The organism is Mesorhizobium sp. M2E.F.Ca.ET.219.01.1.1, from assembly GCF_004016445.2.
Taxonomy (GTDB): domain Bacteria; phylum Pseudomonadota; class Alphaproteobacteria; order Rhizobiales; family Rhizobiaceae; genus Mesorhizobium.
This window is the reverse complement of sequence record NZ_SADT02000001.1, coordinates 1,464,052-1,479,468: the sequence shown is the minus strand read 5'-3', so window position 1 is coordinate 1,479,468 and position 15,417 is coordinate 1,464,052. Positions and strand designations below refer to the sequence as shown.

The 15,417-nt window shown below is 63.1% G+C and carries 15 protein-coding genes; 3 read left to right on the top strand and 12 right to left on the bottom strand.

Translation table 11 applies throughout. The annotated features are described in order from the left end of the window. The first annotated feature begins 56 nt into the window (after nt 1–56). The 3 genes from EN862_RS06935 to EN862_RS06925 all read left to right on the top strand — a co-directional run bounded on the left by EN862_RS06935 (nt 57) and on the right by EN862_RS06925 (nt 1,976). A complete protein-coding gene (locus tag EN862_RS06935; RefSeq protein ID WP_042645026.1) occupies nt 57–242 on the top strand; it encodes a hypothetical protein in 186 nt (61 codons plus the stop codon). A gap of 351 nt (nt 243–593) precedes the next feature. Further along, the gene (locus EN862_RS37340) at nt 594–728 is read left to right on the top strand and encodes a hypothetical protein (RefSeq protein WP_108702985.1); all 135 of its coding nucleotides are present in this window, start codon (nt 594–596) and stop codon (nt 726–728) included. A 309-nt stretch (nt 729–1,037) separates the two neighbouring features. After that, the gene (locus EN862_RS06925) at nt 1,038–1,976 is read left to right on the top strand and encodes a GlxA family transcriptional regulator (RefSeq protein ID WP_348632067.1); all 939 of its coding nucleotides are present in this window, start codon (nt 1,038–1,040) and stop codon (nt 1,974–1,976) included. Between the two features lie 18 nt (nt 1,977–1,994). On the opposite strand, the gene EN862_RS06920 is transcribed toward EN862_RS06925, so the two are convergent. The 12 genes from EN862_RS06920 to EN862_RS06865 form a co-directional block, all read right to left on the bottom strand. Continuing rightward, complete coding sequence (locus tag EN862_RS06920) at nt 1,995–2,786, bottom strand: ABC transporter ATP-binding protein (RefSeq protein WP_127863402.1); 792 nt, start codon at nt 2,784–2,786, stop codon at nt 1,995–1,997. After that, a complete protein-coding gene (locus tag EN862_RS06915; protein ID WP_189400879.1) occupies nt 2,783–3,559 on the bottom strand; it encodes an ABC transporter permease in 777 nt (258 codons plus the stop codon). The genes EN862_RS06920 and EN862_RS06915 overlap by 4 nt, the downstream gene beginning before the upstream one ends. Before the next feature lie 164 nt (nt 3,560–3,723). Then, on the bottom strand, nt 3,724–4,674 hold the full coding sequence (locus EN862_RS06910) for an ABC transporter substrate-binding protein (protein WP_127863401.1): 951 nt from the start codon (nt 4,672–4,674) through the stop codon (nt 3,724–3,726). 116 nt (nt 4,675–4,790) lie between these two features. Next, entirely contained in the window at nt 4,791–5,633 is an 843-nt protein-coding gene (locus EN862_RS06905) for a DUF1194 domain-containing protein (RefSeq protein WP_127863400.1), read from the bottom strand. A 75-nt stretch (nt 5,634–5,708) separates the two neighbouring features. After that, on the bottom strand, nt 5,709–6,650 hold the full coding sequence (locus EN862_RS06900; RefSeq protein ID WP_127863399.1) for a phosphoribosylaminoimidazolesuccinocarboxamide synthase: 942 nt from the start codon (nt 6,648–6,650) through the stop codon (nt 5,709–5,711). Between the two features lie 59 nt (nt 6,651–6,709). Continuing rightward, nucleotides 6,710–7,474 (bottom strand): site-2 protease family protein, encoded by a 765-nt coding sequence (locus tag EN862_RS06895; RefSeq protein WP_127863398.1) that lies wholly within the window; start codon nt 7,472–7,474, stop codon nt 6,710–6,712. 209 nt (nt 7,475–7,683) lie between these two features. After that, nucleotides 7,684–10,245, bottom strand: a complete 2,562-nt coding sequence (locus EN862_RS06890) for an FAD-dependent oxidoreductase (protein WP_127863397.1) — start codon at nt 10,243–10,245, stop codon at nt 7,684–7,686. Nucleotides 10,246–10,400: 155 nt separating this feature from the next. Further along, nucleotides 10,401–11,156 (bottom strand): FkbM family methyltransferase, encoded by a 756-nt coding sequence (locus tag EN862_RS06885; protein WP_127863396.1) that lies wholly within the window; start codon nt 11,154–11,156, stop codon nt 10,401–10,403. Further along, complete coding sequence (locus EN862_RS06880; RefSeq protein WP_127863395.1) at nt 11,153–12,382, bottom strand: hypothetical protein; 1,230 nt, start codon at nt 12,380–12,382, stop codon at nt 11,153–11,155. Before EN862_RS06880 ends, EN862_RS06885 begins: the two co-directional genes overlap by 4 nt. 13 nt (nt 12,383–12,395) lie before the next feature. After that, the gene (locus tag EN862_RS06875; protein ID WP_127863394.1) at nt 12,396–13,871 is read right to left on the bottom strand and encodes an aspartate aminotransferase family protein; all 1,476 of its coding nucleotides are present in this window, start codon (nt 13,869–13,871) and stop codon (nt 12,396–12,398) included. A gap of 21 nt (nt 13,872–13,892) precedes the next feature. Continuing rightward, on the bottom strand, nt 13,893–14,900 hold the full coding sequence (locus tag EN862_RS06870; RefSeq protein ID WP_127863393.1) for an NAD(P)-dependent oxidoreductase: 1,008 nt from the start codon (nt 14,898–14,900) through the stop codon (nt 13,893–13,895). After that, nucleotides 14,897–15,346 (bottom strand): EamA family transporter, encoded by a 450-nt coding sequence (locus EN862_RS06865; RefSeq protein WP_127863392.1) that lies wholly within the window; start codon nt 15,344–15,346, stop codon nt 14,897–14,899. The genes EN862_RS06870 and EN862_RS06865 overlap by 4 nt, the downstream gene beginning before the upstream one ends. Nucleotides 15,347–15,417: the final 71 nt, after the last annotated feature.

The following is a 15,417-nucleotide window of genomic DNA, read 5'->3' as shown; positions in this document are numbered from 1 at the left end:
CAGACCTGACTTAACGCAGTGACGGGCGCCTCCCTGCCCGCATAGAGGAGAAAGAAATGTCTATCCTGTCGTCCATCGGTCGGCTTGCGACCGAATTCAGCGCGGCCCGCGCCCGCTACCAGACCGAACGCGCCATCCATGCGCTGCCGATCGAACTGCAGAAGGATATCGGCTGGCCGGAAGCCGCCGACGTCAAGACCGGCCTGCGCCACGGTGTCGGAAGCTGGGCCGGAGCGAAGTAATCACGTGTGTATGGAGTTCTGAAGGCCTGCCGCGTCAGCTCGGCAGGCCTTTTGTTTGTTTAGGCCTTTTTTGTTTGCATTCAAACGACTTTTCCAGCCATGCCGCCGCTGCATGACGCATATGAACCAATCGCATAGCGGGTTAACGGATCAGCTAAAGCGCTGTAAACAATAGGAAATTGTGGGCACATTGCCCAAAAATGTCGCAAATCGTGTCGCTTTTCATATCAAGCGCTTCGTTTTTGCGATTTAGTTTTTGCCGATGCGAGCCTATATCAGCGCCAGCAAAAACGAGCTGCCCCACTCCATCAAGCGAAGGCGACCCGTCTGAGCAACCAAATGGAGATGATGATGAAGCTCTTTGCCCGCTTGTTCGCCCGCCGCGAAATGAACCTGACGACCGCTCTGGAGCGTCAGCGCCTCGCCAAGACCATGCCCGGCCAGACCGGCGCCGTGGCGGCTGCCCGTCTCGGCTTTGTTGCCTGAGACAATCCAGCACCGATAAGCTGAATTCAACGCCGCCCGGCTTGCCGAGGCGGCGTTTTCATTTGGGCCCGGCAGTTGTCGACCTCGCAGTGACGCCCTGCGGTTGCACCTATTGCCCATTTGCGACCCGTGTCGCAAATTTAATCTTCACTTAGCCGCCTACCCGATTGACAGGAATGGTTTTTCCTGTTGTCGCTATGCTGTTCGCGACATCCTGTTCGCGCCATGGCTGCGTGAGGTTTCCCTGTGAATGCCGTAAAGCACCCGATCAAGAGATCGTTTGTATTCTTCCTCATTCCCGATTTCACGATGATCGCTTTCGCGACAGCGCTCGATCCGCTGCGCTCGGCCAACCGGATGCTCGGCTACGAGGCCTATGCCTGGCGCCTGGCAAGCATCGACGGCAAGCCGGTTCGCGCCTCGAACGGCGTCGAATGTGCCGTCAACACCTCGCTCGAGGAGGAGCGCAGGAAGATGGCCGGGCCGGACCGGCCGAACATGGCGATCGTCTGCAGCGGCATCAATGTCGAGCGCTACCACAACAAATCGGCCTTTGCCTGGCTGCGCGAGGAGTATAATCGCGGCGTCGCCGTGGGCGGCCTGTGCACCGGCGCCCATATCTTGGCCGCCGCCGGCCTGCTCTCCAACAAGCGCTGCGCCATCCATTGGGAGAACCTTCCGGGCTTCTCCGAGGCCTTCCCGAAAGCCAATGTCTTCGCCGACCTATTCGAGGTCGACCAGAACATCTACACCTGCGCCGGCGGCACCGCCGCGCTCGACATGATGCTGAAGCTGATCGGCGATGATTTCGACGAGAGCCTCGTCAACCGCGTCTGCGAGCAGGTGCTGACCGACCGCGTGCGCAGCCCGACCGACCGCCAGCGCCTGCCGCTGCGCGCCCGCCTCGGCGTCCAGAATTCCAAGGTGCTCACCATCATCGAGCTGATGGAGGCCAACCTCTCCGAGCCGCTGTCGCTGATCGAAATCGCCGACCATGTCGATCTTTCCCGCCGGCAGATCGAGCGCCTGTTCCGCACCGAGATGGGCCGCTCCCCCGCCCGCTACTATCTGGAGATCCGGCTCGACCGCGCCAGGCACCTGCTCATCCAGTCGTCAATGCCGGTGGTCGAAGTGGCGGTGGCCTGCGGCTTCGTCTCCGCCTCGCATTTCTCCAAATGCTACCGCGAGCTCTATGCCCGCTCGCCGCAGCAGGAACGCGTCGACCGCAAGCAGTTGCTGGCGGCTTAAGCGGGCAGCAGACGCAGTCTAAGCGGACTGCGTCTGCGCCGTCCGCATGGCCTCGATGCGGATGTCTTCAGTGAGCTGTGCCTTGAGCGCGGAGAATTCCGGGCTCGTCTTCAGCGTGTAGTGGCGCGGATGCGGCAGGTCGACCTGCACGTCCGATTTGATACGTCCGGGCCGTGCGCTCATCACGATCACCCGCGACGCCATGAAGATCGCCTCTTCGATGTCGTGGGTGACGAACAGCACCGTCTTCTTGCGCCGCTCCCATATGCCGAGCAGCAATTCCTGCATCAGCCCGCGCGTCTGGTTGTCCAGCGCGCCGAACGGCTCGTCGAGTAGAAGGATCGCGGGATCGTTGGCTAAAGCCCGCGCGATCGCCGTGCGCTGCTGCATGCCGCCCGACAGTTGCTTCGGCCAATGGTTCTCGAAACCCTTGAGGCCGACCAGGTCGACATAGGAAGCGACGATCTCGTTGCGCTCGCGCTCGGGCCGGCCTTGCTCGCGCAGGCCGAAACCGATGTTTTCGGCGACCGTCAGCCAGGGAAACAGCGTGTAGGACTGGAACACCATGCCGCGATCCGGTCCCGGCCTTGTGACCGCCTTGCCGTCGAGCAGCACGCGGCCCGTGCTCGGAGCTTCCAGTCCGGCGACGATCCTGAGCAAAGTCGACTTGCCGCAGCCGGACGGGCCGAGGATGGTGATGAAGTCATTGGCCGCGACGGCAAGATCGACCGGCTGCAGCGCCTGCACCGGCTGGCCGCCGCCGACCGCGGCAAAGGTCCGCGAAACGCCTTCGATCAGCAGCTTGCTCACGCCAGGCTCCATGGAAAGAGCCAACGGTTGAGCGCCTTGAAAGCAAAATCGGACAGAAGCCCGATCAGCCCGATGATGATGATGCCGAAGATGATCTGCCCGGTCGCCAGTCGCGACTGGCTGTTGATGATCATGTAGCCGATGCCCGATGACGAGCCGATCAGCTCGGCGACGATGACATAGGTCCACGCCCAGCCGAGCACCAGCCGCAGCGTTTCGGCGATCTCCGGCGCATTGGCGGGCATGATCACGCGCTTGACGATGCCGTTGTCGGTCGCCCCCAGCGTATAGGCGGCTTCGACCAGGTCGCGGCGCGTAGCGCCGACCTTGACCGCGACGATCAGGATGATCTGGAACACCGAGCCGACGAAGATCACCAGAAGCTTCTCGAATTCGCCAATGCCGGCCCACAGGATGAGCAGCGGGATGAAGGCCGATGCCGGCAGATAGCGCGCAAAGGACACGAACGGCTCGAGGAAGGCTTCGACCGGCTTCCAGGCGCCCATGGCGATGCCGATCGGCACCGCCACGATCGACGCCAGCACGAAACCGCCGAAGACGCGCCAGATGGTGATCAATATGTCGAGCCAGAACCGGTCTTCGACGAGCAGCCGCCAGCCGTCCTTGAGCATCGACAGCGGGTCGGCCAGGAAAATCCGGTTCACATGGCCGCCGAGCGTGATCCACGCCCAGAAGGCCACGAACAGCATGAAGAAGGCGATGCCGAGCACGGTTCGCGTGCCCGGCTGAACGGGATGCAAGGGACGCAGCATCAGGCCCTGTCCTTAAAGCACGTCTCCCGGAAGTGGGAACCGGTTTCGGGTAAGACATGCGCAAAATCAAAGAGCTAAAGCGCGAGGGGCGTATCCGGAGGATCGCGACGCGCTTTAGCGAGAAGGGATCGGCGGCCTTGCGCCGCCGATCGGCTGATGCGCGATCAGTTGGCCACCGCGCTGGTATCGGCAAGCGTCGACACGTCCGGGACTTCCTTGATCAGCCCCATCTGCAGCAAAAGCTCGGCAGCCGTCTTGGAGAAATCCTGGAACTCCTTGGTGAAGAACTGCTTGTTCTCCTCCTTGTCGGCCCATTTCAGGTACTTGGCCGAATCCTCGAACTCCTTGGCCGACTGCTTCACATCGGCGCCCATGATCTCATAGGATTTCTGCGGATCCTTCTTGATCAGGTCGAGCGCGTCGAAATAGCTGTCGGCGAGCGCCTTTGCGGCATCGGGATTGGCCTTGAGGAAGTCCGGCGTGCAGCCGACGGTGTCCAGCACCATCGGGTAGTCGAGCGTGGTCGCCAGGATGTGGCCCTGGTCGGCCTTGTCGCGCACGGCCGAAATGAATGGCTCGTAGGTCACGGCGGCATCGTTCTGGCCGGCCAGGAAGGCCTGCGCCGCCGCGTCCGGCTCCAGATTGACGACGGTGACGTCCTTGGTCGACATGCCGTTCTTGTTGAGCACCCAGGCGAGCAGGAAATAGGGCGACGTGCCGGGCGCCGACGAGGCGACATTCTTGCCCTTGAGGTCGGCGACGGACTTGATGTCGTTGCGCACCACGATACCGTCGGCGCCATAGGATTTGTCGAGCTGGAAGATCTGCTTGGTGGTGACGCCGCTGGCGTTCCACACCATCCAGGTCTCGACCGTGGTCGCCGCGCATTGCAGGTCGCCGCTGGCAATGGCCAGCGGGCGGCTCGCCTGCGGCACTTTCTTCAGCGTGACGTCGAGCCCGTGCTTTTCGAAAAGCCCGGCCTGCTTGGCCAGAGTCAGCGGCGCGAAGCCGGTCCAGCCGCTGATGCCGATGGTGAGCGAGGTGGCGGCCATCGCCGGCGCGCCGAGCACGGCGGCCACCGTCAGCGCCGCCGCGAAAATGGTGGTTCTGTTCATTGTGGTTCCCCTTTTTTGTGGTGAGCCCAGATTGTCTCACAGACGCCAAAAGGCTTGTCAATGAAGCGACGTTTCAACGAAACGTCATCCTGATCGAACGCCTGCTTGTGCACCCCTCACGGCATGCCCCAGCCGCGGTTGCGCCACATCTTCTCGCCGGCCTGGCAATCGGCGGCCGGCCTGTCGTCGATCCGCACGATCGGCGGGTGAGCGGCCTCTTCCGCCGCCCATTGCGGTGAAGCTGGACCGGCAAGCTCGAGCATCAGCTTGCGGCGGATCGCTTCGGGAAATTGCGTCCAGTCATTGACAGGAACCATGAATGCGCCCGGTCCGCCGATGACGCAGTCGCTGTAATAGCGGTCGAGATTCTCGACGTCGAAGGCGCCGCTGAAGCCGCCGCGCGTCATCAGCGGCAGGCCGTTGATGGTGATGCCTTGCTTGACCACCTCGTCGCGCGTGAGATCGACGGGCGCGCCCTGATTGTTCGGTCCATCGCCGGAAACGTCGATAACACGCTTGGTCCCCTGGAATCCGCTCTCTGCGAACAGATCGCTGCCGAAGCTCAGCGCCCCGGAAATCGAGGTCCGCCTGGCGCTGTCCGGCGGGTTGGCGTCGAGCTTCGCGACGAACCCATCGGCGTCGGCGCGGTTGGCGATCACGGTCCACGGCACGACGACTCGCTGCCAGGTCGTGCCCGCCCATTCGACATAGGTGACGGCGATCTTGCCATAGGCGCCGTCGGCGATGGCCTTGAGCACATTGTCATGCGTCAGCGCAGCGGCGTAACCGTGACGCTGGATCTCCAGCTCGGCCGGCGACATGGAGAGAGAGACATCGACCGCCAGCACCAGCTCGACATCGACAGGCTCGGCGGGAGAAGCCGCTTGCGTCAGCCAAAGCGCCAGCGCCAGCGCGGCGCCGCCTGGAAAGACATGCCTTGCGCGGGCATAAGCAGACATGACGGAAGGTTAGGCGAAAATCACCGCGTACAAAAGCCGGGAATTCCCGGGCGCCGAATCCGACGGCGCGCAACCTCAAAAATACCGCGCGAGGTTCGAACGGATACGCTCCAGCACCGTATCGCCGGAAAGGTCGGGCACGAATTTCGCCCCCGTGATCGCTTCATAGGCCTGGACATAGACCGCCGAGGCCTGGTTGATGATCTCGTCGGGAATTGGGGGGATCGGATCCTTGTAGGGGTCGCAGCGCGCCGACACCCATGACCGGACGAAATCCTTATCGAAGCTCTGCGGCCGCCCGCCGCTTGCGAACGCCTCGTCATAGCTCGCCGCTATCCAATAACGGCTGCTGTCGGGCGTGTGGATCTCGTCCGCCAGCACGATGGTGCCGTCCGGCGCGGTGCCGAATTCGTATTTGGTGTCGGCCAGGATCAGGCCGCGTTCGGCGGCGCGCTGCTGGCCGCGAGCGAACAGCTGCAGCGCATAGCGCGATACCGTATCCCACTGTTCCTGCGTGAGCAGCCGCTCTCCGATGATCTCGGCCTCCGACAGCGGCTCGTCATGGCCGCCATGGGCGGCTTTGCTGGTCGGCGTGATGATCGCTTGCGGCAGCTTTTCATTGTCGCGCAGCCCGTCGGGAAAGCTGTGGCCGTAGAAGCTCCTTTCGCCCTTGCGATATTTGGTCAGAATCGAGGTGCTGGTCGTGCCGGCCAGATAGCCGCGCACGACCATTTCGACCGGCAGCATGTCGAGCCGCGTGCCGACGACGACGTTGGGGTCGGGATATTCCAGCACGTGGTTGGGACAGATGTCGGCGGTCTCCTCGAACCAGTAGCGCGCCGTCTGGGTAAGCACCTCGCCCTTGAACGGGATCGAGGCCAGGATGATGTCGAACGCGCTCAAACGGTCGGTGGCGATGATGACGCGGCGCCCGTCCGGCAGATCGTAATTTTCGCGCACCTTGCCGTGATAGTGATTGGGCAGTTCGGGAATGAAGGCGTCGGACAGGATGCGCATGGGGCGTAGGCTTTCGCAGGCTTCTGATCGGGCCACATAAGCCGCTGGCCCCCTGCACATCAAGCCGGATGCTGCGGAACGGACTTCTTATTGCCGGCGGCGCGAAACGCCCGCCAGTTCGGCCTGAAGGAAGGCGGAAACCACAACAGAATTCCGGCCATTGCCGCAGGCACAATGACCGCGAAACGCAGGATCGAAAGCACGACGCCGCAGAAGCCGACGATCCGCACGGCGGTATCCGCGCCGAAACGCGGCGCCAGCAGATGCCGGGCGATCGCCCCGCCATCGAGCGGAAAGGCCGGGAGCAGGTTGAGAACGGCCAGAACCGCATTCACCAGGGCGCCAAGCCAAAGCGTCCATTCCAAAAGTGTGTCCGGTCTCGGCGGCGGCGAACTGAAAAGACCGTCCGGATCGACAGGCAGCAAGGGCCGGGCAAAAAGGCAATAGGCAGTTGCGAAACCTGCCGCCAGGATGATGTTCACCAACGGCCCGGCGAAGGCGATCCATGCCCAGCCATAGGGCGAAGCCGTGCCGGGCTTGAACCAGGCAATTCCGCCGAACAGGTACAGGTCTATCCGCTGGGTGCCGATGCCGCGCCGTCGCGCTGCCCAGACATGGGCAAGTTCATGCAGAAACACCGACAGGAACAGCAGCGCGGCGAATATGGCGGTGTGGATCAGGGCGACCTGGGGACGTCTCGACCACTCATGCAGGAACGGCAAGGCGGCGGGGATGGCAAACGTCCAGCTGACGTGAACGGGAATGTTCCCCTTCATCGTGAAGACGAACGCATCGTTCTTCCTGTCCCAGCCGAGCCGTTGCAAGCCGCTTCCTCCGCCCGGTGCGACGCTAGAGCAATTCCAAGAAAAGTGTGAGCGGTTTTCCGTCCGGAATTGCGTCAAAACAAAGAGCTGGAGCGGTTCGCCGTTTCCTTCGACGGTGACCCGCTCCAGGTGACATTCTCGGTCCGCACAAAAACAAAAGCCCGACCGAAGCCGGGCTTTTGCATCGACGCTCCGCGACGTCCGCGATCTCAGCTCCTCGGCTTGCGGTTCTCCGGGTCGTAGAGCGGCTTGTAACCCACTCCCGCAACCTCGACCGGATAGGTCTCGCCGAAATACTCGACCTGCAGCTTGCGGCCTTCTTGGGCATAGGCCCAGGGCAGATACGCAAGCGCGATGTTCTTGCCGATGGTCGGGCCGTAGGCGACCGATGTGGTGAAGGAACGCCGGCCGAGCTCGTCGACCAGCGTCTCGCCCGTCGCCGGGTCCATCACCGGCATGGTGCCGACCGGATAGCGCGCCACGCCCTTGGAATCGGTGTTCTCGATCATCACCAGCGTGCACAGCATCGCGGGCTGGTGCTCGCGGGCGCGGTATTCCAGATGCTTGGCCTTGCCGCAGAAGTCGTTCTCCTTGACCTTCGGGCGGGCAAGGTCGGCCTCGAGCAGATTGTATTCGGTCAACAGGTCGGCGTTCTGAAGGCGCAGGCTCTTTTCCATGCGGCGCGTGTTGGCATAGGTCTCGACGCCGAACGGCATGACGCCGGTCGAGCGCAGCGCGTCCCAGACGGCGAGCCCGTCCTCGTAGCGCATATGCAGTTCCCAGCCCTGCTCGCCGACATAGGAGATGCGGAAGGCCGTCACATCCTTGCCGGCGATCCGGATCGGCTTGATCGCCGCGAAGGGGAAATTCTCCGGCGTCAGACCCTCGGGGTTCTCGACTACCTTCTGCAAGGTTGTGCGGGCATTCGGCCCCCAGATGCCGATGGTGACGTATTTCTCGGTCACGTCGGTGACGGTGGCATCAAAGCCTTTGTCCTGCGCGGTGCGCTGCATGTAGCGGAAGTCGCGCGGGCCGGCGTCGGCGCCGTCGATCACCCGACAGCGGTCGGCCATGCGGATGACGGTGAAGTCGGCGCGCACCATGCCCTCCTCGTCGAGGAAGTGGGTATAGATGCCCTTGCCGATGTTGTTGTCGCCGCCGATCTTGGCTGCGCATAGCCATTCGAGCAGCGCGACATGGTCGGGCCCTTCGACGTCGTACATCGAGAAATGCGACAGGTTGACGATGCCGCAATCCTCGCTCATCGCCAGATGCTCGGCATTGGAGACGCGCCAGAAATGGCGGTTGTCCCACTCGTTCTCGCGCACCGGCACGCGGTTGCCGTATTTCTCCAGGAGATGCTCGTTGGCAGCGTAGCCATGGGCGCGCTCCCAGCCGCCGAGTTCCATGAAATAGCCGCCGAGCTCCTTCTCGCGCTCCCAGAAGGGCGAGCGGCGGATGTTGCGGCCCTTCGAGAACGGCTCGCGCGGATGGACGGCCGGATTGTAGACCTTCATCGCCGTCTCGGTGCAGCGATCCCAGATGAACTGTTCCTGCGTCTGGTGCGAGTAGAAGCGCGAATAATCGATCTGGTGATGGTCGATCGCGGTGCGGCCGTCGGTCATCCAGTCGGCGATGAGCTTGCCCATGCCCGGTCCGTCCTTGACCCAGATGGCGACGGCGTACCACAGGCCCCTCACCTTCTGGCTCTCGCCCATGGACGGGCCGCCATCGGTGGTCACCTGCAGCAACCCGTTGAAGGAATGGCCTTCATTGTAGCCGAGCTCGCCCAGGATCGGCGTCAGTTCCATGGCGCGCTCCAGCGGCGCCAGGATCTGCTCCATGTCGAGGTCGCGCTGCGATGGCGACAGCCGCGCCTCATGCTTTTCGAGCAGATCGCGCGGGTGGCAGAGGCGCGGATTGGTCTCCTCGTAATAACCCCATTCGATCTGCCCGCCCTCGGCGGTCTTCGGATCGCCTGTGTCGCGCATATAGGCCGAATTGCCCTGGTCGCGCAGCAGCGGCCAGCCGATCTCCTTGCCGGTGCCGGCAAACTCGTTATAGGGGCCGAAGAAGGTCAGCGGATGGTCGATCGGCATGACCGGCAGGTCCTCGCCGACCAGCGCTGCGGTGAGCCGCCCCCAGATGCCGGTGCAGACCACGACATAATCGGCCTCGATCGTGCCGCGCTCGGTCACCACGCCCTTGATGCGGCCGTTTTCGACGATCAGTTCCTTGGCCGAGGTGTTGGCGAAAGCCTGCAGCTTGCCGGAAGCGACGCCCTGGTCGACCAGCTTGCCGGCCACCGTCTGCGAGCGCGGAATGACGAGACCGGCATCCGGGTCCCACAGGCCGCCCTGCACCAGATGCTCCTCGATCAGCGGGAATTTTTCCTTGATCTCGGCCGGCTCGATCAGCCGCGCACGGGTGCCGAACGCCTTGGCGGAGGCGATCTTGCGCTTGATCTCGTCCATGCGGGCATCGTCGCCCACGCGCGCGACCTCCAGGCCACCGACGCGCGCGTAATGCCCCATCTTCTCGTAGAAATCGATGGAGTAGAGCGTCGTCCAGCAGGAGAGGAAATCGTGGCTGGTCGTGTAGCAGAAGTCCGAGGCATGCGCCGTCGAGCCGATATCGGTCGGGATGCCCGACTTGTCGATGCCGAGGATGTCGTCCCAGCCGCGCTCGATCAGGTGGTGGGCGACGGACGCGCCGACGATACCGCCCAGACCGACGATGACGACCTTCGCCTTTTTCGGAAACTCTGCCATTGCCCGCGACTCCAGAAGCATAAAACGGGCGCGCCTGCGCCCTTTCGAATGGCGCACAATATGCAGAGGACGCGGATCGGGCTACCGCCTGTTTGCGACACGCCGCAGGTGCGGCGCGACCCCGCGTCCGGACTTGGCTCGGAATGGAATTCCTCTCAGGCGAAGGCCCAGATGTCCTCGGCCTGGAAGCCGACCTGATAACCAGCGGTCTTGAGCTTGACCACGACCTGGCCGATCTCGGCGGCAGGCAGCGCGCCGACCTCGATCTTGATCATGCCGGGGCGATAGCGCTCAAGGTCGAGTTGCTCGAACACCATCCAGTCGGCGCCCTCGCAGTCGACCAGGAAGGCGTCGATATGGGCGATGCCGTTGCGGTCGAGCAGTGTCTGCAAGGTCTCCGACGGCACCTCGATGTCCTTCAGATGCGGCGCGAATTTGTTGAAGTTGGCGTCCGCCTCGCCCCAGGCGTTCTTGCCCGACATCAGATTGGTATCGGTCACAGACGAGCAGCCGATGAACTCGATCGGCAACGTGCCGGCTTCGAGCGCGGCGGCATCGAAGGTATGGACGGTGATCGTGCCCTTGGTTTTCGTGACAGCCACCGGTTCGATGACGAAGCGGCTTGTATCCGGGTAGTTGGCGCGAAGCCGCTTCTGATTGTAGGGGATCGGCTCGACCAGCATGGCGCGCGCCCCGGAGATCCGGTGCAGCCAGGGCGTCACGTCGTCGAACAGCGCGCCGTCGCAGGCGCCGACATTGACCATCTGGAACGGCTGGCTGCCGCCGAAGCGCGCCTTCAAGGCAGCTTTGGCCAGGAACTTCGTGCCATGCAAAGCCGGGCCGCGATCGAGCAGACCTGCCGGGAGAACGAGCGACAGGAGAACGCGCGCGAAGCTGGAAAGCGAGCTCATGGCTTGTCTCCGGGAATGACCTGCGGCACGGCGCGGCGCCCACCCTGGCTCGCAGCCCACAGCGCCATCAACGGCGCGGCGAGCAGCAGGAAGGGCGGCAACAGGTTGGGAAAGTAGATGCGGGTGTCGTGGATCGGGAAGACCGCGAATTTCGCCAGCACGCCGAGCACCAGCGCCGCCAGCAGGATGCTGGCGCGGCGATCCAGCCGGAAGCCGGCGCGCTCCAGCCCATACCAGCCGGCCAAAGCCAGTACCGAGACACCGACCCAGCTGTTGACGCTGATGGCGCGCACCACCGAAGCGGCGAAGGCCTTTAGATAAGCCGCGATCGAAAATGGCGGTTCGAACCCGTCCATATTGTGGTGCTGCTCGATGCTGGAAAACCACAGATGCGGCCACCAGCCCGGGTGTTGCGCCCAGTGCGAGATGGCGAAATAGGCGACAAAGGAAGCAACGAAGCCGGCCAGCGCGCCCCATGCCCTCTCGCGGAAGGCGACGAGCAGCACCGCGAAGATGGCGAGGAAGACGATGTTGTCCGGCCTAGCCATGAAGGCGAGGAAAAGGAGGGCCGCCGTCGCTGCCTCGCGCCTGCGCACATAAGCAAAGAGCCCGCCAAGGAACAACGCCGAGCACAGAAGGTCGGGCGTCGAGGCGCGCGCCGCGTCGCCGAAATCGGCCATGATCAGGATCGCGCCGACGACCGGCGCCAGCGCCAGCGCGCCTTCCGCGCGCAGCCAGGCGAGCGTGATGGCGCCGAACAGCAGCACCGAAAAACCCTGCACCAGCCGCATCGCCTCGACCGGCGAGACGACATGGCTGAGGCTGGACAGGATTTCCGCATAAAGGAACTTGATCCAGTACATGCCGAGCAGCGAATGGAAGTCGGCGGCGTTCTGCGCCATGTGGCTGCGGAAGCCCCCGCCATCATCGGTCAAGGTCTTGTAGTCACCGGCGGACACGCCGTCCTTGACCGCATTGTAGGCATAATCATGCAGGGTCTGCGGATCGGGATAGGTGCCTTCCTCGGCGATCGCCAGATAGGGCAGCATGTCCCAATTGGCGTCGGGCATGAACCAGGCGGTCGCGGCGGTCAGCAGGATATAGAGCGAGAAGGCGACCGCTCCGATCGGTGCGGCCCATTTCGCGTAGGTCCCCTCGCCCCACGCCAGGCCGGCGCCGGTCAATCGTTCCAGCGGATTGGTCGGAGCGGACGGCCTGGTCAGCATGCTCGGCGGCCTCTTATTTACCGACCTGGCTTTTCACGAAATCCTTCACGATCGCCACGATGCCGCGCGACAACAGGCTGTCGAAGGCGTCGACGAAGCGGTCGACATGCTCGGGCCGGCAGATCAGCGGCGGCTCGAGCCGGATGACGTTGCGGTTGTATTCGGTGAAGGCGACGAGCACGTCGTAATCGCGCAGCAAGAGCGAGCCGACGAAGCCGGACAGCGAGCCCTTGAGCTTGTCGTCGAGCACGCTCACCACCGGGCGCAGCACCATCGGCAGGGTCTGCGAGAAATCGTGGAACTCGAGCCCGATCATGAAACCCTTGCCGCGCACGTCCTTGATGATCTTCGGATATTTTTCTTTCAGCGCCTTGAGCCGCTGCAGAAGGTACTCGCCGGTCGAGGCGGCGTTGTCGATCAACCCTTCTTCATAGAGGACATTGATGCCCTCGATCGCGGTGACGCAGGCCTCGCCCATGCCGCCAAAGGTCGCCATGGCGTGGATCATCGCCGTCTTCGGCGTGCCATAGGCCTTCATGTAGACGTCGCGCCTAGCGATCATGGCGCCGACCGCCGCCTTGCCGGCGCCGAGCGATTTCGCCAGCGCCGTCACATCCGGCACCACGCCGTAATGCTCGAAGGCGTAGAAGCGGCCGGAGCGGCCATAGCCGCACTGCACCTCGTCGGCGACCCACAGCACGCCGTGCCGGTCGCACAGCGCGCGCAGCTTCTGCCAGTACTCGGCCGGAGCCTGGATGATGCCGCCACCGCCCTGGATGGTTTCCAGCACGATGATGCCGATCTCCGGATCGCTCTTGAACAGCCGCTCGACGGCATCGATGTCGCCGAAAGGAACCCGCACGACATTGTCCGCGACCTTGAAGTCGGCGCGGTAGAGCTGGCCGTCGGTGATCGCCAGCACGCCCTTGGTCTTGCCGTGGAAGGAATTCTCCGCATAGACGATTTTCGGCCGCTTCGGACCGGCGGCGCGCTCGGCGAGCTTCACCGCCGCTTCCATGGCTTCCGAGCCCGACGAGCCGAGGAACACCATGTCGAGATCGCCAGGCGAGCATTTGGCGATGTTGTGCGCGAGCGCCGCCGCATATTGCGACATGAAGGCGATGGCGATCTCCTGGCGCTTCTCCTCCTGGAACTTTTTGCGGGCTTCCAGGATGCGCGGATGGTTGTGGCCGAAGGCCAGCGAACCGAAGCCACCAAAGAAATCGAGGATCTTGCGGCCGTTCTGGTCGATATAGAACATGCCCTCGGCGCGCTCTATCTTGACCTTGTGGAAGCCGAGCAGCTTCATGAAATGCAGCTGTCCAGGATTGAGATGCGCCTTGAACAGGTCGGTGATGCGGGCGACATCCATCGCCTTGGCCTGTTCGACGCTGATCAAATCGGGCTTGACGATGGTAGCGGGTGAAAGTGCCGGCGCATCGACCAGCGTGCGCGTGCCTGTCTGTTCCGGCTTGGCCATGACGGTCATCTCAGATCTCCCCTTCGCGCTTTATTCGGCGGGCAAGTGTTCGGTGGCGACGGCGTGGCCGTCCTTCTTGGCGCGGTATTCGCTGTAGGCGGCGATCAGCATGTCCTCGTCGCGATATTGCGGCACCCAGCCGAGCTGGCGCTCGGCCTTGGACACGTCGAGCACGCATTCCTCGTCGGCGATCAGATATTGCTCCGGGTCCATGATCGGCATGTTCAACAGATCGAGCAGGTCAAGCGTGCGCTTGACCGCCCAACCGGGCGTCGGCAGCAGGATCGACTTCGAGCCGGCATGGCGGATCAGGTCGCCGAGCAATTTTTTGACCGGCGGCGGATTGAGCGAGCCGAGATTATAGGCCTCGTTCGGGACCCCGGCCTTCCAGGCGGCGCGGGCGGCTTCGGCGCAGTCGAACACGGAGATGAACTGGTAAGGATTCCTGCCGGAGCCGATCATCGGCACGGGAAGATTCCAGTCGATCAGCTTGAAGAGTTTTTCCAGGATGCCGAGGCGTCCAGGACCGATGATCAGGCGCGGCCGAAACAGCGAGATCGACATGCCGCGCTCGCGCCATTCGGCGGCGAGCTCTTCGGTCTTCAGCTTCGACAGGCCATATTCGCCGAGCGGCGCGACCGGATGATCCTCGGTCATCGGCAGCACCACCGTGTGGCCGTAGATCATGTCGGTCGTGTAGTGGACGAGCCTCTGCGCGCCGGCCTTGTCCATCGCCTGGATGATGTTCTCGGTGCCGTGGAAATTCACCGGGAAGAAGAAGTCGTGCCGCTTGGCGCGCACCTGGATCGGCGACAGCATCTTGGCCGACAGATTGTAGACCATGTCGTCGGCCTTGAGCCCAACCGCAGCGACCGAGACCGGATCGGTCACGTCGCAGGTGATAAAGCGCATCGAACGGTAATGTGGCAGGTCGCTCTTGACGATGTCGGCGACGACGACGGTCTCGCCATCCGCGACAAGCTTGGGGGCAAGATGACGGCCGACGAAACCGTCGCCGCCGAAAATCACATGTCTCATCGAACGATCTCGCTTGTGCCGATCTTGTCGGGATTGATGGACGCGGTCCGATCCTCATGCCCGCGCCCACCCATTTCTCTGCCACTCTGGGCGATCAGGATCGTGCCGACGCAGATGCAGGCGATGCCTGCTATGCGCCAGCCATTGAGGTCCTCGCGGAAGACGAAATAGGCAAAGATCGCCACCGCGACATAGGCGAGGCTGAGGAAGGGATAGGCGAAGCTGAGCTCGACCTTGGACAGCACGTAAAGATGCGACGCCATCGAGATGACGAAGGTGCACAGGCCAAGGAACACCCAGGGGCTGAACACGATCTGCAGCAGCTTGACGAGCGGATTGACGCCTTCGAAGGAGATCGGCCCCATCGACATCATGCCCTGCTTCAGCATCAGCTGCGCCGCGGCATTGGTCATGACCGTGAAGAGAATGAAGACTATGTATTTCATTGTTGCCACCCCGCCCCTCGGGCGGTCCTATTACAAACCTGCAAATATTTCGTGAAGTCGCGACCTTGTTT

Excerpts from the sequence above, each read along its gene's own strand:
- EN862_RS06905 (WP_127863400.1), bottom strand. The coding sequence starts at position 5,633 with ATGTCTGCTTATGCCCGCGCAAGGCATGTCTTTCCAGGCGGCGCCGCG.
- EN862_RS06885 (WP_127863396.1), bottom strand. The coding sequence starts at position 11,156 with ATGAGCTCGCTTTCCAGCTTCGCGCGCGTTCTCCTGTCGCTCGTTCTC.
- EN862_RS06935 (WP_042645026.1), top strand. The coding sequence starts at position 57 with ATGTCTATCCTGTCGTCCATCGGTCGGCTTGCGACCGAATTCAGCGCG.
- EN862_RS06890 (WP_127863397.1), bottom strand. The coding sequence starts at position 10,245 with ATGGCAGAGTTTCCGAAAAAGGCGAAGGTCGTCATCGTCGGTCTGGGC.
- EN862_RS06900 (WP_127863399.1), bottom strand. The coding sequence starts at position 6,650 with ATGCGCATCCTGTCCGACGCCTTCATTCCCGAACTGCCCAATCACTAT.
- EN862_RS06865 (WP_127863392.1), bottom strand. The coding sequence starts at position 15,346 with ATGAAATACATAGTCTTCATTCTCTTCACGGTCATGACCAATGCCGCG.
- EN862_RS06915 (WP_189400879.1), bottom strand. The coding sequence starts at position 3,559 with ATGCTGCGTCCCTTGCATCCCGTTCAGCCGGGCACGCGAACCGTGCTC.
- EN862_RS06870 (WP_127863393.1), bottom strand. The coding sequence starts at position 14,900 with ATGAGACATGTGATTTTCGGCGGCGACGGTTTCGTCGGCCGTCATCTT.
- EN862_RS06880 (WP_127863395.1), bottom strand. The coding sequence starts at position 12,382 with ATGCTGACCAGGCCGTCCGCTCCGACCAATCCGCTGGAACGATTGACC.
- EN862_RS37340 (WP_108702985.1), top strand. The coding sequence starts at position 594 with ATGAAGCTCTTTGCCCGCTTGTTCGCCCGCCGCGAAATGAACCTGACG.
- EN862_RS06875 (WP_127863394.1), bottom strand. The coding sequence starts at position 13,871 with ATGACCGTCATGGCCAAGCCGGAACAGACAGGCACGCGCACGCTGGTC.
- EN862_RS06925 (WP_348632067.1), top strand. The coding sequence starts at position 1,038 with ATGATCGCTTTCGCGACAGCGCTCGATCCGCTGCGCTCGGCCAACCGG.
- EN862_RS06910 (WP_127863401.1), bottom strand. The coding sequence starts at position 4,674 with ATGAACAGAACCACCATTTTCGCGGCGGCGCTGACGGTGGCCGCCGTG.